The sequence below is a fragment of the Pseudomonas sp. PMCC200344 genome (assembly GCF_030053095.1).
In the GTDB taxonomy this organism is placed as follows: Bacteria; Pseudomonadota; Gammaproteobacteria; order Pseudomonadales; family Pseudomonadaceae; genus Aquipseudomonas; species Aquipseudomonas svalbardensis.
The window spans coordinates 6,115,697-6,136,508 of the sequence record NZ_CP125618.1; the positions used below are offsets into that span (position 1 = coordinate 6,115,697).

At 57.9% G+C, this 20,812-nt stretch carries 18 protein-coding genes; 3 read left to right on the plus strand and 15 right to left on the minus strand.

Annotated features, from left to right (window positions below; translation table 11 throughout):
- Positions 1-14: 14 nt before the first annotated feature.
- The 6 genes from potA to QFW87_RS28135 form a co-directional block, all read right to left on the minus strand.
- Positions 15-1,157, minus strand: coding sequence for a polyamine ABC transporter ATP-binding protein (gene potA / locus QFW87_RS28110; RefSeq protein ID WP_157714327.1), 1,143 nt, complete (start codon positions 1,155-1,157; stop codon positions 15-17).
- A 74-nt stretch (positions 1,158-1,231) separates the two neighbouring features.
- Positions 1,232-2,329, minus strand: a complete 1,098-nt coding sequence (locus tag QFW87_RS28115) for a polyamine ABC transporter substrate-binding protein (RefSeq protein WP_283189362.1) — start codon at positions 2,327-2,329, stop codon at positions 1,232-1,234.
- A 241-nt stretch (positions 2,330-2,570) separates the two neighbouring features.
- Positions 2,571-3,668 carry a polyamine ABC transporter substrate-binding protein gene (locus QFW87_RS28120; protein WP_283184648.1) on the minus strand — a complete coding sequence of 366 codons (1,098 nt, stop codon included), beginning with the start codon at positions 3,666-3,668 and terminating at the stop codon, positions 2,571-2,573.
- A gap of 197 nt (positions 3,669-3,865) precedes the next feature.
- On the minus strand, positions 3,866-5,230 hold the full coding sequence (locus tag QFW87_RS28125; protein WP_283189363.1) for an aspartate aminotransferase family protein: 1,365 nt from the start codon (positions 5,228-5,230) through the stop codon (positions 3,866-3,868).
- Positions 5,231-5,552: 322 nt separating this feature from the next.
- Complete coding sequence (locus tag QFW87_RS28130; protein WP_283189364.1) at positions 5,553-6,911, minus strand: glutamine synthetase family protein; 1,359 nt, start codon at positions 6,909-6,911, stop codon at positions 5,553-5,555.
- Positions 6,912-6,947: 36 nt separating this feature from the next.
- Positions 6,948-7,724 carry a gamma-glutamyl-gamma-aminobutyrate hydrolase family protein gene (locus QFW87_RS28135; RefSeq protein ID WP_283182096.1) on the minus strand — a complete coding sequence of 259 codons (777 nt, stop codon included), beginning with the start codon at positions 7,722-7,724 and terminating at the stop codon, positions 6,948-6,950.
- Between the two features lie 278 nt (positions 7,725-8,002).
- Here QFW87_RS28135 and QFW87_RS28140 point away from each other — a divergent pair, with 278 nt between their 5' ends.
- Both QFW87_RS28140 and QFW87_RS28145 read left to right on the plus strand, forming a co-directional pair.
- The gene (locus QFW87_RS28140) at positions 8,003-9,379 is read left to right on the plus strand and encodes a glutamine synthetase family protein (RefSeq protein WP_283182097.1); all 1,377 of its coding nucleotides are present in this window, start codon (positions 8,003-8,005) and stop codon (positions 9,377-9,379) included.
- Between the two features lie 226 nt (positions 9,380-9,605).
- Positions 9,606-10,244: a TetR/AcrR family transcriptional regulator gene (locus QFW87_RS28145; RefSeq protein WP_283182098.1), complete on the plus strand. Its 639-nt coding sequence runs from the start codon at positions 9,606-9,608 to the stop codon at positions 10,242-10,244.
- Between the two features lie 203 nt (positions 10,245-10,447).
- Here QFW87_RS28145 and QFW87_RS28150 read toward each other — a convergent pair whose 3' ends face one another.
- The 9 genes from QFW87_RS28150 to QFW87_RS28190 form a co-directional block, all read right to left on the minus strand.
- Entirely contained in the window at positions 10,448-10,663 is a 216-nt protein-coding gene (locus QFW87_RS28150) for a TOBE domain-containing protein (protein WP_003229256.1), read from the minus strand.
- A gap of 33 nt (positions 10,664-10,696) precedes the next feature.
- Positions 10,697-11,503, minus strand: a complete 807-nt coding sequence (ssuB, locus tag QFW87_RS28155) for an aliphatic sulfonates ABC transporter ATP-binding protein (protein WP_283189365.1) — start codon at positions 11,501-11,503, stop codon at positions 10,697-10,699.
- Positions 11,500-12,282 (minus strand): aliphatic sulfonate ABC transporter permease SsuC, encoded by a 783-nt coding sequence (gene ssuC / locus QFW87_RS28160; RefSeq protein WP_283189366.1) that lies wholly within the window; start codon positions 12,280-12,282, stop codon positions 11,500-11,502. Before ssuC ends, ssuB begins: the two co-directional genes overlap by 4 nt.
- Before the next feature lie 8 nt (positions 12,283-12,290).
- Entirely contained in the window at positions 12,291-13,439 is a 1,149-nt protein-coding gene (gene ssuD, locus QFW87_RS28165) for an FMNH2-dependent alkanesulfonate monooxygenase (RefSeq protein WP_008026018.1), read from the minus strand.
- Positions 13,440-13,464: 25 nt separating this feature from the next.
- Complete coding sequence (locus QFW87_RS28170) at positions 13,465-14,430, minus strand: sulfonate ABC transporter substrate-binding protein (protein WP_283189367.1); 966 nt, start codon at positions 14,428-14,430, stop codon at positions 13,465-13,467.
- A 90-nt stretch (positions 14,431-14,520) separates the two neighbouring features.
- A complete protein-coding gene (gene ssuE / locus QFW87_RS28175) occupies positions 14,521-15,114 on the minus strand; it encodes an NADPH-dependent FMN reductase (RefSeq protein WP_008150435.1) in 594 nt (197 codons plus the stop codon).
- A 332-nt stretch (positions 15,115-15,446) separates the two neighbouring features.
- Entirely contained in the window at positions 15,447-16,085 is a 639-nt protein-coding gene (locus tag QFW87_RS28180) for a peroxiredoxin (protein ID WP_283189368.1), read from the minus strand.
- Positions 16,086-16,378: 293 nt separating this feature from the next.
- The gene (locus tag QFW87_RS28185; RefSeq protein WP_283189369.1) at positions 16,379-17,752 is read right to left on the minus strand and encodes an OprD family porin; all 1,374 of its coding nucleotides are present in this window, start codon (positions 17,750-17,752) and stop codon (positions 16,379-16,381) included.
- A 350-nt stretch (positions 17,753-18,102) separates the two neighbouring features.
- The gene (locus QFW87_RS28190; RefSeq protein WP_283189370.1) at positions 18,103-19,440 is read right to left on the minus strand and encodes an OprD family outer membrane porin; all 1,338 of its coding nucleotides are present in this window, start codon (positions 19,438-19,440) and stop codon (positions 18,103-18,105) included.
- A 351-nt stretch (positions 19,441-19,791) separates the two neighbouring features.
- Here QFW87_RS28190 and tauA point away from each other — a divergent pair, with 351 nt between their 5' ends.
- Positions 19,792-20,781, plus strand: coding sequence for a taurine ABC transporter substrate-binding protein (gene tauA / locus QFW87_RS28195; protein WP_283189371.1), 990 nt, complete (start codon positions 19,792-19,794; stop codon positions 20,779-20,781).
- The last annotated feature ends 31 nt before the right edge of the window (positions 20,782-20,812 follow it).

Below are 20,812 nucleotides of genomic sequence, written 5' to 3' on the forward strand. Positions count from 1 at the left end.
GAATTTGCGCATGTTCATGAGCGAAGTACCACGCCGCTGTCGTCTTCCCAATACACGTAAACCTGGTCACCCCAGGTTGGGCGCTGGCCACGGCGCTCGGCGTTGGCGACGAAAGACTGGACGATCTTGCCGCTCGGCAGTTCGACGTAGAACACCGAGTGGCCACCGAGGTAGGCGATGTCGTGCACCTTGCCGCTAGACCAGTTGTATTCGCAGGTCGGCATGGTCGGCGTCACCAGCAGTTTTTCCGGACGGATCGCGTAGGTCACGGATTTGTCCTGCACCGACGTGCTGATGCCGTGGCCCACGTAAATCTGGCGGTCCAGGTCCTTGCAGGTAATGGTCGCGTGACCTTCGGCGTCGTCGATCACTTCACCGTCGAAGATGTTGACGTTGCCGATGAACTCGCAGACCAGACGGCTGGTCGGGGTTTCGTAGATGTCGATCGGGCTGCCGATCTGGGCGATCCAGCCCAAGTGCATGATCGCGATGCGCTCGGCCATGGTCATGGCTTCTTCCTGGTCGTGGGTCACCATGACGCAGGTTACGCCGACCCGCTCGATGATCTCGACAAGCTCAAGCTGCATTTGCGAACGCAGCTTCTTGTCCAGAGCACCCATCGGTTCGTCGAGCAGCAACAGCTTCGGTCGCTTGGCCAAAGAACGCGCCAGGGCCACACGCTGACGCTGGCCACCGGACAACTGATGCGGCTTGCGCTTGGCGTACTGGCTCATCTGTACCAGCTTGAGCATGTCGGCCACGCGCGCATCGACTTCAGCGGCGGGAAGCTTGTCCTGCTTGAGGCCGAACGCGATGTTCTGCGCCACGGTCATGTGCGGGAACAAGGCGTAGGACTGGAACATCATGTTGATCGGCCGCTCGTACGGCGGCATGTCGGTGATGTCTACGCCATCGAGGAAAATGCGCCCCTCCGTGGGCCGTTCGAAGCCTGCGAGCATGCGCAGCAACGTGGATTTGCCCGATCCCGAACCGCCGAGCAGGGCGAAAATCTCGCCTTTCTTGATTTCCAGGGACACATCGTCCACGGCAATCGTCTCGTCGAACTTCTTCGTGACCCGGTCGATTTTGACCAACACCTGTTTAGGTGATTGGTCGCCCTCGAGGGCTTTCTTATAGGCGCCGGAGGCAACTGCCATTTACGAAACTCCCAGAAAAAAAGAGTGCAGTTCGCTCAAGGTGAGCCAACCTTGGATAATTTGAGCCTTTTTAGCTATTTACCCGACTTGACCTTGGTCCAGCTGCGGGTCATCAAACGTTGAATGTTTGGTGGTAACTCGATAGACACGTAAGTCTTGTCGAGGACTGCTTGCGGTGGATAAACCGATTCGTCGGTGCGAATGGACTGTTCCATCAGTGTGTCCGACCCTGGGTTAGGGTTGGCGTAACCCACGGAATCACTGACCTGGGCGATCACCTCAGGTTTCAGCAAATAGTTGATGAAGGCATGGGCTTCCTTGACGTTGGCCGCATCCTTGGGGATCGCCAGCATGTCAAACCAGAGCGCGCCGCCCTCTTTCGGAATCGAGTAGGCGATGTTCATGCCTTTGCCGGCTTCAGCCGCGCGGGCCTTGGCCTGGAACATGTCGCCGGAAAAACCGATCGCCACGCAGATATCGCCGTTGGCCAGGTCCGCGATGTATTTGGACGAGTGGAAATAGGTCACGTAAGGCCGCACCGCCAGCAACTTGGCTTCAGCCTTTTTGTAGTCTTCGGGGTTGGTGCTGTTGGCGTTCAGGCCCATGTAGTTGAGGACCGTGGGCATCATTTCATCGGCGGAGTCGAGGAACGCCACGCCACAGCTGTGCAGTTTCTTGATGTTTTCCGGCTCGAACACCACATCCCAGGAATCGATCTTGTCGAGACCCAGTACAGCCTTCACTTTGTCGACGTTGTAACCGATGCCGTTGGTGCCCCACAGATACGGCACGGCGTACTGGTTACCCGGATCGTTTTGCTCCAGGCGCTTGAGCAGCACCGGGTCGAGGTTGGAATAGTTGGGCAGCTTCGACTTGTCGAGCTTCTGGAAAGCGCCCGCCTTGATCTGCTTGCCAAGGAAGTGGTTGGAAGGCACGACCACGTCATAACCGGTACGCCCGGCCAGCAACTTGCCTTCCAGGGTTTCGTTGGAATCAAAGACGTCATACACCGGCTTGATGCCGGTCTCTTTCTGGAAGTCTGCCAGGGTCGTCGAACCGATGTAGTCCGACCAGTTATAAATATGCACGGTGCCAGCGGCCTGGACACTAACGGCAAGCGTCAGTCCGGCGCCGACCAGCAGTGCATTGCGCAACAAAGAAAAAATAGGCACGTGGAGGTCCTCTAAAATTAGTTGGGCCAAGTGGCCCCGCGTTACATGACAGCCATGGCTGCCTGGCAACAAAACCGGCGCGCAACTTACCCTCGAAAAACCGTTCCAGCAAAACTTTTATGCAGATACCTGTAGCAGCTGCCGAAGGCTGCGTTAAGGTCCGAAGGACCTTCCCGCGTTTTCAACAGCACAACTGCTTCGCAGTTGGACGCAGCCTGCGGCAGCTGCTACAGGGTTTTACTTACTTACCGGATTTGATCTTGGTCCAACTGCGAGTCAGGATCCGCTGGGTCGCGGCCGGCAAGTCGGCAATCGCGTACAGTTTGGCCAGCACGTCTGCCGGCGGGTAGATGCCTGGGTCGGCGGTGATTTCTTTATCGACCAATGCGGTGGCCGCCGCGTTACCGTTCGGGAAGCGTACGGCGTTGGTGATTTCAGCCATGATTTCCGGCTTCTGCAGGAAGGTCATGAACTTGTAGGCGCCTTCGACGTTTTCGGCATCTTTAGGGATGGCGACCATGTCGTAGAAGCTGCCTGCACCTTCTTTCGGAATGTTGTAGCTGACTTTCACCTTGTCACCGGCTTCAGCCGCGCGGGACTTGGCCTGGTAGATGTCACCCGAGTAACCGACGGCCACGCAGATGTTGCCGTTGGCCAGGTCGGAGATGTACTTGGACGAGTGGAAGTAGCCCACCGAAGGACGAATCTTCAGGAACAGTGCTTCGGCTTCGGCCAGTTGTTTTTTGTCCTGGCTGTCGGTTGGATAGCCCAGGTAGTGCAACGCCACCGGAATCATCTCGGTTGGCGAATCGAGGAAACTGATACCGCATGACTTCAACTTGGCAGCGTTTTCAGGTTTGAAGAGCAGGTCCCAGGAATTGGTCGGTGCATCGGCACCCAGTGCAGCCTTGACCTTCTCGGCGTTGAAGCCGATGCCGATCGACCCCCACATGTACGGGAACGCGTGTTCGTTGCCCGGGTCGCTCACCGATACTGCTTTAAGCAGGTCAGGGTTCAGGTTCTTCCAGTTAGGCAGCTTGGACTTGTCGAGCTTCTGGTAAACGCCAGCCTTGATTTGCTTGGCCAGGAAGTTGTTCGACGGTACGACGATGTCGTAGCCGGACTTGCCTGCCAGCAACTTGGCTTCCAGGGTTTCGTTACTGTCGAATACGTCGTAAACAACCTTGATTCCCGACTCGGCTTCGAACTTCTTGACGGTATCCGGTGCGATGTAATCGGACCAGTTGTACACGTGAAGAACCTTGTCGTCCGCCTGAGCTGCGCCCACCATCACGCCCATCAGGGACATGGCGAGGAGGGTCTTGCCAGCTATCTTCATACCTAATGCCTTCATGGGTAATGCTCCAATTTTTCTTCTTAACCACGTTCTTGTTAACCAAGAGCCAGCGGCCTATTCCTGGGCAACTAAAACAACCGGTAGTCTGGCAAGATCCAAGGCAGGCTTTCAAGGAAAGACCCATCCTTTGTTTGCGCTGAGCGAAATGCGAACTTCACACCCCGCTCAGAGCCTAGCACTTAGCCCTGCAATGCACTCAGGGTCAGGTCCAGACACTTGCGTGCCTTGGTCACCAACTCATCGATTTCAGCCGGTGTAATCACCAGTGGCGGAGCGATGATCATGGTGTCGCCCACGGCGCGCATGATCAGGCCGTTCTCGAAGCAGAACGTGCGGCAAATCATGCCAGCGCCCTTGCCTTCGTAACGCTTGCGAGTGGCCTTGTCCTGCACCAGCTCGATCGCCCCCAGCAGACCCACCCCACGCACTTCCCCCACCAACGGATGATCGTTCAGTTCCCGTAGACGTTTTTGCAAATAGGGTGCCGTTTCTGCATGAACGCGCTCGATAATTTTTTCTTCGCGCAGGATGCGGATGTTCTCCAGTGCCACCGCAGCGGCCACCGGGTGCCCGGAATAGGTGAAACCGTGGTTGAAATCGCCACCTTCGTTGAGCACCGCAACCACTTCGTCACGCACGATCAGGCCACCCATAGGGATGTAGCCGGACGTCAGGCCTTTGGCGATGGTCATCATGTCGGGTTTGAGGTCGTAGAAATCGCTACCGAACCACTCACCGGTACGGCCGAAACCACAGATCACTTCGTCAGCCACGAACAGAATGTCGTACTTGGCGAGGATTTCCTTGATGCGCGGCCAGTAGGTGTCTGGCGGAATGATCACGCCGCCGGCACCCTGGATCGGCTCGGCGATAAAGGCACCGACGTTGTCCACGCCGACTTCCAGAATCTTCTCTTCCAGCTGATTGGCCGCCCAGATACCGAACTCTTCCGGTGCCATCTCGCCGCCTTCAGCGAACCAGTACGGTTGCGCGATGTGGACGATACCCGGGATCGGCAAGTCGCCTTGTTCGTGCATGTACTTCATGCCACCCAGGCTCGCGCCGGCCACGGTGGAACCGTGATAACCGTTCTTGCGGCTGATGATGACTTTCTTCTTCGGCTGGCCCTTGATCGCCCAGTAGTGACGAACCATACGCAGCATGGTGTCGTTGCCTTCAGAGCCGGAACCGGTGAAGAACACGTGGTTCATGCCTTGTGGCGCGATGTCGGAGATGGCCTTGGCCAGTTCCAGCACCGGCGGGTGAGCCGTCTGGAAGAACAAATTGTAGTAAGGCAGTTCGCGCATTTGTTTACTGGCGGCATCAGCCAATTCATCGCGACCGTAGCCGATCGCCACGCACCACAGGCCTGCCATACCGTCGAGGATCTTGTTGCCTTCGCTGTCCCAGAGGTAAACGCCCTTGGCGTTGGTGATGATCCGCGGGCCTTTCTCTTTCAGCTGCTTGAAGTCGCTGAACGGGGCCAGGTGGTGATCGCTGCTCAGGGTTTGCCATTCACGGGTTTGCGGGTTGTTGCTGGTCATGCGAATTCTCCTAAGATTTCAGTGAAGGGCGCCGCCAAGAGGGCGTGATTACCGTAAATGACGGCCGCGTTGTTTCTGTGATCGCGCCAGGCAAGGCGCGGGACGAAGGTAAGGGTTGTTTCCTTGCCGAGTCCCGCAACGCCGCATGGCGCGATCACAGAAACAACCCGAAGGGCCGTGTCCCGCAAAGCGCAATACGTCGTTACTCGTCGTTCATTTGAAGAAACCAAATCTCACTCCTCGCGCCTAGTCTTGCGCTTTGCGGGACGATGGCGCGGCCATCATTTACGGTAATCACGCCCTCTCAGCCGCGCCCGGCGCATCAGACGGCGAAGAGCAGGAATTCCCGCTCCCACGAACTGATCACGCGCTTGAAGTTTTCATGCTCGGCCCGCTTGACCGCGACGTAGCCAGTGATGAATTTCTTGCCCAGGTACTTCTCGATAGTCGCGCTGTGTTCCATGCGTTCCAGCGCGTCTTCGATGGTCAGTGGCAGGCGCAGGTTGCGGCGTTCATAGCCACGCCCCACCACCGGCGCACTCGGGTCCAAGCCTTCGACCATGCCGATGTAACCGCAGAGCAGGCTCGCGGCAATCGCCAGGTACGGGTTGGCGTCGGCGCCCGGCAGGCGGTTTTCCACCCGACGGTTTTGCGGCCCGGCATCCGGAACCCGCAGGCCCACGGTGCGGTTCTCTTCGCCCCACTCCACGTTCACCGGTGCCGAGGTGTCTGGCAGGAAGCGGCGGAACGAGTTGACGTTCGGGGCGAACAGCGGCAACAGCTCGGGGATCAGTTTCTGCAAACCACCGATGTGGTGCAGGAACAGCTGGCTCATGGTCCCGTCTTCGTTGGAGAAGACGTTCTTGCCGGTCTCGATGTCGATGATGCTCTGGTGCAAGTGCATCGCACTGCCCGGCTCGCCGGTCATGGGTTTGGCCATGAAGGTGGCGGCCACGTTGTGCTTGAGCGCGGCTTCGCGCATGGTGCGCTTGAACACCAGGATCTGGTCGGCCAGGGACAGGGCATCGCCGTGACGGAAGTTGATTTCCATCTGCGCCGTGCCGTCCTCGTGGATCAGCGTGTCGAGGTCCAGCTCCTGCAATTCGCACCAGTCGTAGACGTCTTCGAACAGCGGATCGAATTCGTTTGCCGCTTCGATCGAGAAGGATTGGCGACCGGTTTCCGGGCGGCCGGAACGGCCTATCGGCGGTTGCAGCGGGAAGTCCGGGTCTTCGCAGCGCTTGGTCAGGTAGAACTCCATTTCTGGCGCCACGATCGGCTGCCAGCCTTTGTCGGAATAGAGTTTCAGCACCTTTTTGAGCACGTTGCGCGGCGACAGCTCGATTGGGTTGCCTTGCTTGTCGTAGGTGTCGTGGATCACCTGAGCGGTGGGCTCGATGGCCCAGGGCACAAGGAATACCGCGTTCTGGTCGGGACGGCAGATCATGTCGATGTCGGCCGGGTCGAGCAGTTCGTAATAGATGTCGTCTTCGACATAATCGCCGGTCACGGTCTGCAACAGAACGCTCTCGGGCAGGCGCATGCCTTTTTCGGCAATGAACTTGTTGGTCGGCGAAATCTTGCCCCGGGTGATCCCGGTCAAGTCGGCGATCATGCATTCGACTTCTGTGATCTTGTGGTCTTTCAACCAATCGGTGAGCTGGTCGAGGTTGTTACTCATAAATGCCTCTAGGCTTGGTTTCCTGACTCTTATAAGTCAGGCGTTGTTTGACGCATCGGCGTCGCGTTGTAATGCGTGCTTACGGCAGGCATCGCCAAATGCCTGGAAGATCGCAAGGTAATCCGGGTTTGAGCTTACCTGCCATTCGGGATGCCATTGCACTCCCAAAGCAAAACCCTTGCCCTGCGGGACCGAGACTGCCTCGATCAACCCGTCAGGAGCCAAGGCTTCGACGCAAAGGCCCGGCGCCAGACGTTCAACGCCCTGACCATGAATCGAATTGACGTGTATCTCGCTCGCCAGGCCCAGACCTGCAAGCACACCACCCGGTTGAATGTGCACCGGGTGACTTGGCGCATACTGTCCTTCAAGCGGTAGGCTATCGTCTTCACGGTGATCCATGAAGGGACCGGCATCGTGGACTTTTTGATGCAGGCTGCCGCCGAACGCCACATTCATTTCCTGGAAGCCGCGGCAAATACCGAGTACGGGAATGCCGGCCTCGACTGCGGCGCGGATCAACGGGAGGGTTGTGGCATCGCGTGCAGAATCATGAGCAGTGCCCGGCGCGCTGGCTAGGCCGCTATAGTGAAACGGTTCTATATTGGAAGGAGAGCCTGTAAAGAGGATGCCATCCAAACTGTCCAGAATATCGGACGGTGCCAGCAAATCGGCCAGGGACGGAAGAATCATCGGCAGGCCCTTGGCCGCTGAGGCCACGGCGCGGACGTACTTGTCGCCACTGATGTGATAAGCATGCAGACCGATCTGCTTAGAGCAGGCGGTGACGCCGATTAACGGCAGGCGAGACATGAAGCACCCCGGTATTATTGGTGTTATGGGTTTGAATCGAGCTTAGCCTTGTTCATTTTTTTACACAACACCCCCGTAAAAAATACAACACGGCCCGCTCAAGTGTGCATCAGCCAAAGCGTTCAAAGGCATAAAAACGCCCCAAAGTGCCTCAAAAAAGCCTTACGAGCGCTTTTTTAGGGCAAAAAAGGCCTCGCTTGACTTCGGCATGCCGTTCGGGTTGACTGGAATCCGCAGAGATCAATGATTGATATTTTTAACAACAAAGGTGTTGCATCATGTCGGTACCCCCGCGTGCCGTTCAGCTTAACGAAGCGAACGCGTTCCTTAAGGAACATCCTGAGGTTCTGTACGTTGACCTTCTGATTGCGGATATGAATGGTGTGGTGCGCGGCAAGCGCATTGAACGCACCAGCCTCCACAAGGTTTACGAGAAAGGCATCAACCTGCCGGCCTCTCTATTTGCTCTGGATATCAATGGCTCGACGGTGGAAAGCACCGGCCTGGGCCTGGACATCGGTGATGCTGACCGAATCTGCTATCCAATCCCTGACACCCTGTGCAACGAGCCTTGGCAGAAGCGCCCTACCGCGCAACTGTTGATGACCATGCATGAACTCGAAGGCCAGCCATTCTTTGCCGACCCGCGAGAAGTGCTGGCCAATGTGGTGCGCAAGTTCGACGACATGGGCCTGACCATCTGCGCCGCGTTCGAACTGGAGTTCTACCTGATCGACCAGGAGAACGTGAACGGTCGTCCGCAACCGCCACGCTCGCCGGTCTCCGGCAAACGCCCGCATTCGACACAGGTTTACCTGATCGACGACCTCGACGAATACGTCGACTGCCTCCAGGACATTCTGGAAGGTGCGAAAGAGCAAGGCATCCCTGCCGACGCGATCGTCAAGGAAAGTGCCCCGGCGCAGTTCGAAGTGAACCTGCACCACGTTGCCGACCCGATCAAGGCCTGCGACTACGCGGTCCTGCTCAAGCGTCTGATCAAAAACATCGCCTACGACCATGAAATGGACACCACCTTCATGGCCAAGCCTTACCCGGGCCAGGCGGGGAACGGTCTGCACGTCCACATCTCGATTCTTGATAAAGACGGCAAAAACATTTTTGCCAGTGAGGATCCCGAGCAGAACGCCGCACTGCGTCACGCGATCGGCGGTGTGCTCGAGACCCTACCGGCGCAGATGGCTTTCCTCTGCCCGAACGTCAACTCCTACCGTCGTTTCGGCGCACAGTTCTACGTGCCGAATGCACCGTGCTGGGGTCTGGACAACCGTACTGTTGCGGTGCGCGTGCCGACCGGTTCTGCCGACGCGGTCCGTCTGGAACACCGCGTTGCCGGCGCCGATGCCAACCCGTACCTGCTGATGGCTTCGGTCCTGGCAGGCGTGCACCACGGCCTGACCAACAAGATCGAGCCGGGCGCTCCCGTGGAAGGCAACTCATACGAGCAGAACGAGCAAAGCCTGCCGAACAACCTGCGCGATGCATTGCGTGAGCTGGACGACAGCGAAGTCATGGCCAAGTACATCGACCCGAAATACATCGATATCTTCGTCGCGTGTAAAGAGAGCGAGCTGGAGGAGTTCGAACACTCCATCTCCGACCTCGAGTACAACTGGTACCTGCATACCGTGTAAGCGGTTGCAGTAAAAACAACGCCGCCGGCCTCACAGCTTGCGGCGTTTTTTTATGGCCGCCTTCGGCGGATCGCGAGCAGGCTCGCTCCCACAGGGGATTTCCTGTGTGCACAAAATTCATGTTCGCTGGAGATCAACTGTGGGAGCGAGCCTGCTCGCGAAGGCGTCCTGGCAGACAACATCAATCCCTGCTCGTACAATGCCCGCTGCCCCGCAGGAGACTTCGATGACCCGACTCGCCACCCCACGCAAACCCCGCGCCCGCAGCCAGGCCCGGATCGATTCGATACTCGATGCCGCCCGCACGCTGCTGGCTGCCGAGGGCGTGGCCAGCCTGTCGATCTATAGCGTCGCCGAACGCGCGGAGATCCCGCCCTCCTCCGTGTACCACTTCTTTGCCAGCGTCCCGGCGCTGCTCGAAGCCCTGACGGCCGACGTCCACGCTGCGTTCCGTGCCTGCCTGCAAGCCCCCATCGACCACGAAGCCCTCAACGGCTGGCGCGATCTTTCGCGACTAGTGGAACAGCGCATGCTCGACATCTATGACGAAGACGCCGCCGCCCGCCAACTGATCCTTGCCCAGCACGGCCTGACCGAGGTCACCCAGGCCGACCGCCAGCACGACATCGAACTTGGCGACTTGATGCACAAACTCTTCGACCACCACTTCGAGCTGCCGAGACTGCCGACGGACGTTGATGTGTTTGCGTTGGCCATGGAGCTGGGGGATCGGGTGTATGCACGCTCAGTGCAACAACACGGACAGATCACGCCGCGCATGGCTGAGGAAGGGATGCGGGTATTCGACGCCTACCTAGGGCTGTATTTGCCGCCCTACCTGCCCAAGCGCGCTATTACAGCCTGATTTCTTTATTGACCGTGCAGGCCTCTTCGCGAGCAAGCGCGCTCCCACATTAGATCTCCAGTGAATGCAAAACCTGAGTCCGACGCCGATCAGATGTGGGAGCAGGCTTGCTCGCGAAGGCCGCACCGCCGACCTCACTGACTCACACGCATAAAAAACCCCGAAGGGCTTAAACCGTTCGGGGTTGTTGTTTGCGCACGCGCTTACAACTTGGCGATCGACACCTCGGTGGATTTCACAAACGCGATCACTTCGCTGCCGACCACCAGTTCCAGCTCTTTCACCGAGCGAGTGGTGATCACCGAGGTGACGATGCCGGAAGCGGTCTGTACGTCGATTTCGGACAGTACGTCGCCGAGTACGATTTCCTTGATGGAGCCTTTGAACTGGTTACGAACGTTGATGGCTTTGATTGTCATGATGTTGATTCCTGTCGTTGGATAAGGCTTGAGTTATTGAGCCCAACGCAATTGCGTAGGCAATGGTGAAACAGGTTCCGGTGCCGGCGGTTCGCCGGGCAACGCCAGCACGCGATTGAGGACTTCGGTTTCCAGCGCCGCCAGCCGATGGGAGCCGCGAACCCGAGGGCGCGGCAACTCAACGTGCAGGTCGAGGCCGACTTCGCCCTCTTCGATCAGGATCACCCGATCGGCAATCGCCACCGCTTCACTGACATCATGGGTGACCAGCAACACGGTGAATCCGTGCTTCTGCCAGAGCCGTTCGATCAGCTGCTGCATTTCAATTCGGGTCAGTGCATCCAGCGCGCCCAGCGGTTCGTCCAGCAACAGCAAACGCGGTTGATGGATCAGCGCGCGGGCCAGGGCCACGCGTTGCTTCTGGCCGCCGGACAAGGCCGCTGGCCATTCATTGGCGCGGTCGGCCAGACCGACCGACTCCAACGCTTCCAGCGCTTGCGGACGCCAGTTGCCCTTGAGCCCGAGGCCGACGTTGTCGATGACCTTTTTCCATGGCAGCAAACGCGCTTCCTGGAACATCAATCGGGTGTCTTCCCGCGCCTCATTCAGTGGCGCTGAGCCCGCGAGCAATTCACCGCCCGTGGGTTTGTCGAGACCGGCGAGCAAACGCAGCAAGGTACTTTTTCCGCAACCGCTACGACCGACCACGGCGACAAACTGACCGGCCGGGATATGCAGATCGATCTCGCGCAGCACTTGCCGCGCGCCGAAGGTTTTTTGCAGTTTGCGCACTGCCAGCGCAATCCCGCGCAGCAGGCGTGGAGGTTGTTGAGCCGTCATGCCGCACCTCCTTTAACAACCTGATAGGCCGGGTGCCAGCGCAACCACACGCGCTCAAGTCCACGGGCCGCGAGGTCGGCGAGTTTGCCGAGCACGGCGTACAAGAGAATCGCCAGCACCACTACGTCGGTCTGCAGGAACTCCCGGGCATTCATTGCCAGGTAGCCGATGCCGGAGCTGGCGGAAATGGTTTCCGCGACGATCAACGTCAGCCACATGAAGCCCAGCGCGAACCGCACACCGACTAGAATCGAAGGCAGCGCGCCCGGCAGAATCACCTGACGGAACAGGCTGAAACCGGACAAGCCATAACTGCGGGACATTTCCACCAGCGCCGGATCGACATTGCGGATGCCGTGATAGGTGTTGAGGTAGATCGGGAACAACGTGCCCAACGCCACCAGGAAAATCTTCGCCGACTCATCAATGCCGAACCACAGGATCACCAGTGGAATCAGCGCCAGGTGCGGCACGTTGCGGATCATCTGCACCGAACTGTCGAGCAGACGCTCGCCCCATTTCGACAGGCCGGTGATGAAGCCCAGGGTCAGGCCGATGGTGCCGCCGATGGCGAAGCCCAGCGCCGCACGCCAGCCGCTGATCGCCAGGTGAGTCCAGATTTCACCGCTGCGCACCAGGCTGACGCCGGCTTCGATGACCGCGATCGGCGCCGGCAGAATCCGTGTCGACAACCAGCCCGCCGACACCGACAACTGCCACACCGCCAGCAGCAAAACAGGTAACGCCCAGGGCGCAAGGCTATGGATAAGTTTCTTCATGGCGCGCCTCAGCTCTGCGACGCGGCTTTGGGAAGAATGTCGTTAGCGACCATCTCACCAAACGGGCTGACGTAACCGGCGCTTTTCGGCAATTCCGGACGTTCGATGTCCAGATGCGGGAACAGCAATTCGGCGACGCGGTACGACTCTTCCAGGTGTGGGTAACCGGAGAAGATGAACGTGTCGATGCCCAGGTCCGCGTATTCCTTCACGCGAGCGGCCACGGTCGGACCATCGCCCACCAATGCTGTACCGGCACCGCCACGCACCAGGCCAACACCGGCCCACAGGTTGGGGCTGACTTCCAGGTTGTCACGGCTGCCGCCGTGCAATGCGGCCATGCGTTGCTGACCGACCGAGTCGAAGCGCGCCAGAGAAGCCTGGGCGCGAGCGATGGTGTCGTCGTCCAGATGAGAGATCAGCCGATCCGCCGCTTGCCAGGCTTCGGCATTGGTTTCACGAACGATCACATGCAAACGAATGCCGAAGCGCACGGTGCGCCCGAGCTTCGCGGCTTTGGCGCGCACTTGTTCGATCTTCTCGGCAACGGCTGCCGGAGGTTCGCCCCAGGTCAGGACCATCTCGACCTGTTCTGCCGCGAGGTCTTGCGCCGCTTCCGAAGAACCGCCGAAGTACAGCGGCGGACGCGGTTGCTGAATCGGCGGGTAGAGCAACTTCGCGCCCTTCACGCTGATGTGCTGACCGTCGTAATCGACGGTTTCGCCTTCCAGCACGCGGCGCCAGATGCGGGTGAATTCCACCGAGGCTTGATAGCGCTCTTCGTGAGTGAGGAACAAACCGTCGCCGGCCAATTCTTCCGGATCACCGCCGGTGACCAGGTTGAACAACGCACGACCGCCGGACAGGCGATCCAGCGTCGCAGCCTGACGCGCTGCCACCGTCGGGGAAATGATCCCGGGGCGCAGGGCGACGAGGAACTTCAAACGCTGGGTCACCGGGATCAGCGACGCGGCCACCAGCCACGAATCTTCGCAAGAGCGACCCGTAGGAATCAGCACCCCGCCGAAGCCCAGCCGATCCGCCGCTTGCGCGACTTGTTGCAGATAACCGTGATCGACGGCGCGAGCGCCTTCGGCGGTGCCAAGGTAATGGCCGTCACCGTGGGTAGGCAGGAACCAGAAGATATTGAGGCTCATGGAGTGGTCTCCTTAGGGATTCGAATTACTGAGCTTTGGCAACGGCCGCCGGTGGCGTCCAGATCACGTCTTTGATGCTCAGCGGCTTTGGAATCAGCTTGAGCTGGTAGAAGCTATCGGCGATTTTCTGTTGCGCGGCGACCACTTCAGGCGTGAGGAACAGCGCGCCGTAGCCCTGGCGTTTCACCGACGTCAGGGTGATGTCCGGCGGCAGGCCGAGCAGTGGCGAGACTTGTTTGGTCACGTCTTCGGGATTGGCCTTGGACCATTCGCCGACGGCGCGCACTTCTTCCACCAAGGTCTTGATCACCTCAGGATTTTTCTGCGCATAAGGCTTGGTCGCGAGGTAGAACTGATGGTTGTCGACGATGCCTTGGCCATCACGCAGGGTGCGTGCCTGCAGCTGTTGTTCGGCGGCGGCCTGGTACGGGTCCCAGATCACCCAGGCATCGACGCTGCCACGTTCGAACGCAGCGCGAGCATCGGCCGGCGGCAGGAATACGGTCTGGATGTCGGTGTATTTGAGGCCGGCATCTTCCAGTGCGCGGACCAACAGGTAGTGCACGTTGGAGCCTTTGTTCAGGACGACTTTCTTGCCCTTGAGGTCCTGCACCGATTTGATCGGTGAGTCCTTCGGCACCAGGATCGCTTCGCTGTGAGGCGCAGGCGGTTCGTAGGCGACGTAGAGCAGATCGGCGCCGGCGGCTTGAGCGAATACCGGTGGAGTTTCACCCGTAACGCCGAAGTCGATGGAGCCGACGTTCAGGCCTTCGAGCAGTTGCGGGCCGCCGGGGAATTCAGTCCATTGCACGTCCACGCCTTGGGCGGCGAGGCGCTTCTCGAGTGTGCCTTTGGCTTTTAGCAGCACCAGCGTGCCGTATTTTTGATAGCCGATTCGCAACTTCTCGGCTTGAGCTTGAGAAACAACGCCGAAGGACACAGCCGCAGCAAACAGAGCGACCAGACCACGACGCAAAATGACAGTGCGCATGGCGCTCTCCTTTTTGCAGTTGGGTTTTGGCTGCACCTGCTTGCCCGTTAGCGGGCCAGTAAGGTGAGTACTTCAAATTCGGGTAAGGGTTTAAATGCTCCAGCGAGCACTCAACAAACGTTCATTCAACAGGTTCGGATCGATCGGCTTGGGCCGTCGGGCCATGGCGCTGAAAAACAGCTCCAGTGATTCATTCAGTCTTTCTTCCAGCTCCGGTGCCAACTGCGCCTGGACGCTGCCTTCGCCGTAAGCGATCTGGCTGTCTACGGCGAAAATCCCGTGGAGCATTTCCTGGGCTTTCAACGCCGACAACACCGGCTTGAGCGCGTAATCCACCGCCAGCATGTGAGCGATGCTGCCGCCGGTGGCCATTGGCAAAACCACTTTGTGAGCCAGAGCACGCTCGGGCAGCAGGTCCAGCACGGTCTTCAAGGCGCCGGAGAACGACGCCTTGTACACCGGCGTGGCGATCAGCAGGCCATCGGCGTTTTCAATCTGTTGCAGCAGGTCGATCACCTTCGGGCTGTCGAAGCGTGCATGCAGCAAGTCTTCGGCCGGGAAGTCCCGTACCTGGTAACTCACCACTTCCACACCTTGCTCCTGCAACCAGCGTTGGGAGCGCTCCAGCAGCACCCCGGAACGGGAGCGTTGGCTGGGACTGCCACCGAGTGAGACAACCAGCATTCAGACGATTCCTTGAACGGTGTTGGCGATTCGCGGTTTGCGATCTCGCTTTGATAGAAGTGACCTTAACAGGTGATTGTTATATCCATAAATCATATTTATTCATTTGGTTATTCCTTACAGATCTATACGGAATGTCTTTTCCCAGGCAAAAAAATAGGCCGTAAAAACGGCCTGAAATCCCCCTGCTTAATGGATACGGTTCAATCTGAATTATGCGGCGCCTGTCATGCCGTCTTCGCGAGCAAGCCCGCACACATTGGATCGAGCTTTACCTGTGGGAGCGGGCTTGCTCGCGAAGGCGATTTCAGCCACACCTAAAATGCTATGGATTACCTGTTCGGCTGTGGCGTCAGACGCAGGTACGGCTTCACCTCGCGATAACCCTTGGGAAAGCGTTTCTTGATTTCGTCTTCATCCTTGAGTGACGGCACGATCACTACTTCATCCCCGTCCTGCCAGTTGGCCGGGGTGGCCACCTTGTAGTTGTCGGTGAGTTGCAGCGAGTCGATCACTCGCAGAATTTCATGGAAGTTACGGCCGGTGCTCGCCGGGTAGGTGATGGTCAGCCGAACCTTTTTGTTTGGGTCGATCACGAACAGCGAACGCACGGTCAGGGTGTCGTTGGCATTCGGATGGATCAGGTCGTAGAGGTCCGAGACCTTGCGGTCGGCGTCGGCAATAATCGGGAAGTTGACGAGGGTGTTCTGGGTTTCGTTGATGTCTTCGATCCACTTGTGGTGCGAATCCACCGGATCCACGGACAGGGCAATGGCTTTCACACCGCGCTGGGCAAATTCGTCCTTGAGCTTGGCAGTGAAGCCCAACTCGGTGGTGCACACCGGGGTAAAGTCCGCTGGGTGGGAAAACAGCACGCCCCAGCTATCGCCCAGCCATTCGTGGAAACGGAGGGTACCGGCGCTGGAATCCTGTTCGAAGTCGGGGGCGATATCGCCCAGTCTGAGGCTCATGGTGCTGCTCCTGGTGAGTGCTTGTTGAGGTCAACTGTGCCTGCATTTCTTATTCATTAAAAAGAATAGATATCGATGTGTTTAGATTAAATGAATATTAAAAATGTGTTCACTGGACCTCGGCGACGATCAGGACGACTATCGCTCGCAAGGTTCGAGAAGGCCTTGAGTTGCTGCACAAAGAGGGAAATTTCGAGGAGGGTTTACGGGGGTGAGCCTGACTTGAAAACGCAAAAGCCCCGCCCGGCGTGATACCGGGCGGGGCTTTTTTTACTTCGGTTACGCGAGTGCTATTACAACAGCGGGATCGAGTAGCTGACGATCAGACGGTTTTCGTCCTGGTCGCGTTGGCCCGGGACGTCGTTGCGCCACATGGCATTTTTCCACGTGAGGCCCAGGTTTTTCAGTGGGCCGCTCTGGACTACATAGGCCAGGGTCAGGTCGCGTTCCCATTCGGAACGGCCGGAGCCGGCCACTGCGGTGCTGGAGCTGCTGATGGTGTCGATGTTGTCACCGCGCAGGTAAACGATGCCAGCAGTTGCGCCTGGCAAGCCAACCTTGGCGAAGTCATACGAGTAGCGTGCCTGCCAGGTACGTTCACCGGCACGGGCGAACTTGGCGATCTGGCTGTCGGTAGTCAGGTAAGCCGACGAGCCGTCACCCTGGTTCAACCAAGGGAAGTCGCTGCTGCCGTTGCTGACCTGATAGCCGCCGCCGAAGGTGTGGCCGGCAACGGTATACAGGAACAAGCCGCTGTAAAGGTTGTTGTCAACTTTGCCCCGGCCAGCGCGGAAGCCCTGATAGTTACCGGAACTGAAGTAAGTCGAGTCGTGGCCGTTGGCACCATCGTCAGAGCTGTTGAAGTAACGCAAGTCAGACTTCAGTACACCAGGACCGATCGACCAGTTGTGAACCAGACCCAGGAAGTGTTGTTTGTAGAAGTCTTCCAGGTTGCCGTAGTAGTACTGGGCAGTCAGGTCTTTGGTGATTTTGTAGTCGCCACCACCGTAGATGAACTTGTTGCTGTCACGGCCATTTGCAGTACGACCGTTAGCACCAGCGATCGACAACTCTTCGTTGTTGCTGGAGTTACGACCCTTGACGTGCTCGATCTGACCACCGACCAGTGTCAGGTCCTTGATCTCGTTCGAAGTGATCTGACCGCCCTGGAAGGTTTGCGGCAGCAGACGACCGTCGTTGGTCACGATCACCGGCAGTTTTGGCTGCAGGGTGCCCAATTTCAGTTCGGTCTGGGAAATCTTGGCTTTAGCAGTCAGGCCCAGGCTAGAGAAGTTATCAACTGCTTCGCCGTTGGACTTGCTTGGAAAAACAGTACCGCCATAAGAACCATAGTTCGATGCGGTTGCAGGGCTCGCACCATTAGTGCCACCACCAGAATCCAGACGCACACCCAGCAGGCCGATAGCATCGATACCGAAGCCGACAGTGCCTTGGGTGTAACCGGAGATGAAGCGCAGGTCGAAGCCTTGGCCCCATTCTTCAGCTTTGCTCTGGGTGGTATGAGCACCGGAATCACGGTTATCGTTGTTAATGTAGAAGTTACGCAGCCCCAAAGTAGCCTTGCTGTCTTCGATGAAACCGGCGGCGCCTGCCTGCTGCGCCAAAACCCCTACGGCCACAGCCAGGGCCAAGGTGGACTTGTTCATTTGTTTCGCTCCTATCGTTTCTAATTCTTGAGGTCCTGGGTCGAATGCCCTGGATCCTGAAATGCTCGGTTAGCGCCAGACCTTGTGACTACGGCGATGGCCTGACCCTGTGATTTTGGCCCGCATAATAAACACAAAAGGAATTATTTCATCATTTTTCATGCCATTCAGGAATATAGCTTCGCACTATTACTCTGAGTCGGGACACAAGGTATCGGCTCATAAGCCACCCACTTTAGGCGCTTGGCCTAAAAGCCAAAAAGAATAAAAAATTACTACGTAAGCTCTATTTGGAATATTGAAAAACACAAAAAAAGCGTCGCTTGCGGACGAGGCTTTTCCTGGTGGCTTTAGAGGAAGCTGTAGGTGTAGTTGAAGATCAGACGGGTCTGGTCCTTGTCGGCGAGGCCGGCTGCGTCGCCACGGTAGACGCCATGACGCACCGTTGCGCCTAAGCCTTTGAGCGCGCCCTGCTGAATGGTGTAGTCCACCCGCATGTCGCGCTCCCACTCGGACGCATCGCTGCCACCGGTTGCGGATTTGATGTTTTCGCCCTTCAAGTAAGCCACGGACGCTTTCAGACCCGGCACACCCGCAGCGGCGAAATCGTAGGTGTATTGACCGAAGGTGGTGTTTTCACCGGCACGGACAAAACCGTTGATCATGGCATCGGTGAACAGGTAGAAGCTGGTACCACCGTTACCTTCCGGACGACCATTGCCGTCAACCACGCTGCCCTGGTTCAGATAGACGAAACCGCCGTAATCGCTGACGCGCTGGTGACCGAGCAAGAAAGCATTGCCACCCAAGGTGTAGGTGAACATGGCGCTCCAGGTCTTGTTATCGACCTCGCCCGGGGTCTTGGCGAAACCACCGTTGTTGTTGAAGCGGTAACCGGCGTCGCCGTTCTTGCCATCGGAGCTGCTGTCAAAATAGCGCAGGTCTGTCTTGAAGGACTGTTTGGCGTCGATCGGGAAAACGTGAATCAAGCCAAGGAAGTCCTGCTTGTAGTAATCCTTCAGATTCGAGTGGTAGTACTGCAGGGTGAGGTCCTTGGTGACCTTCCAGTCAGCACCGGCGTAACGGAACTGGTTGCTGTCCTGAGTTCCGCCAGCCACGGCCAGGCCGGTGGAGTTTGAAGAGGCGCGACCTGCCGAGTGCTCCAACTGACCCAGGTTAAAGGTCACGTTGTCGATCTCCTTCGAGGTGATGGTGCCACCGTCAAAGGTCTGTGGCAGCAGGCGGCTGTCGTTCGCGACCAGGATCGGCATGTTCGGTTGCAGAGCGCCACCCAGGTGGGCTTCGGTCTTCGAGGAGCGGGCCTTGACGTTAGCGGCCACACGGCTCCACTCGTCCACAGCCGAACCATCGGTGTCGCTTGGGAAAAACGTGTTGTTGTTGGCTGGGTGGTGACCTTTGCCGCCGTCCAGATGGATACCCACGAGGGCCTGGGCGTCGATACCGAAGCCGACAGTACCTTGGGTGAAACCGGACAGATAATCGAACTTGAGGCCTTCAGCGGTCTCTCTCTGATCCGTACCACCGGAATCGCGGTTATCGTCGTTGTAATACATGGTGCGAGAACTGACGGAAGCTTTGCTGTCTTCGATGAAACCCGCGGCGCCTGCCTGCTGCGCCAGAACCCCGACGGCCACGGCCACACCCAGAGCCAAGGTGGACTTGTTCATTGTTTCGCTCCTCTCGTTTCTAATTCTTGTGTTCCTGGTCCTGGGTCGTATGCCCGGGCTCCTAAGATCCGCGATTAGCGCCAGACCGTGACTCACAAGTCAATCGTAACTATGTGTGTCTACGACCATGGTCTAACCCCCAACAAATTCCTTCCTAAGCCGGGCCATAAACCCAAAAAGAATCACCCAGTTCTTTTTCATACCGTTTAGGAATTTAGCTCCGCACTATTCCTTGAGCCGGGACACGGGCGCCGGCTCATAAGCTAATTCCTAAAGGGTATTTGTTAGCCTTTTTTTAGATCGATTAGCTTTGATGCAATTCACGATCAATACCTATCGAAAGGCAGCGCCATGACGACCAAACGCGCACTATCCGGCCCAATTGTTACAGTTTGTGTATCGCTAATAATTTCTTTTAGCGCTCACGCGGCGAACCTTACGATCGGTTATCAAACCGGTATCGACCCCAGCAAAGTCCCCCAGGCAGACGGACTGTACGAGAAAACCATCGGCCAGAAAATTGACTGGCGTCGTTTCAATAGCGGCCCGGAAGTGGTTACGGCCATTGCTTCCGGCGACGTGCAGATTGGCAACCTCGGCTCGAGTCCGCTGGCAGCCGCTGCTTCGCGCAATCTGCCAATCGTTGCGTTCATTGTTTCCGCCCAGATCAACGCCGCTGAAGCCCTCGTGGTACGCAACGGCAGTGGCATTGATAAACCGGAAGATATGATCGGCAAGACCATCGCCACACTCTTCGTTTCAACCTCCCACTACAGTTTGCTGGGTGCGTTGAAGCACTGGGGCCTGGATGCCTCGAAAGTCAAAGTGGTGAATTTGCAACCGGCGGAAATCGCGGCGGCGTGGAAGCGTGGTGACATCGATGGTGCGTTTGTCTGGTCACCCGCCTTGGGGGAAATTCGCAAGACCGGCAAGACTTTGACCGACGCGGCACAGGTCGGCCAATGGGGTGCACCGACCTTCGAAATCTGGGTCGCGCGCAAGGATTACGCCGAGAAGCACCCAGAGGTTGTGGCCAAATTTGCCAAGGTCACGGTGGACTCGTTCGCCGACTATGCCGCGCATAAAGACAGCTGGACTGCTGACTCGGTACCGGTGCAAAAAATCGCCAAACTGACCGGCGCCAATGCCGTCGATGTGCCGGAGTTGCTGGCCGGCTCCACGTTCCCGGATGCTAAAGCCCAACAGACCACCGCGCTGCTGGACGGCGGCACGGCCAAGGCGATTGGCGAGACGGCGAAGTTCTTGAAGGAACAAGGGAAGGTCGAGACGGTGCTGCCGGATTATTCGCCGTATGTCAGCGCGAAGTTTGTCACTGAGTGATTGCTGACGGCTGCTGCGCAGCCGATCGTCG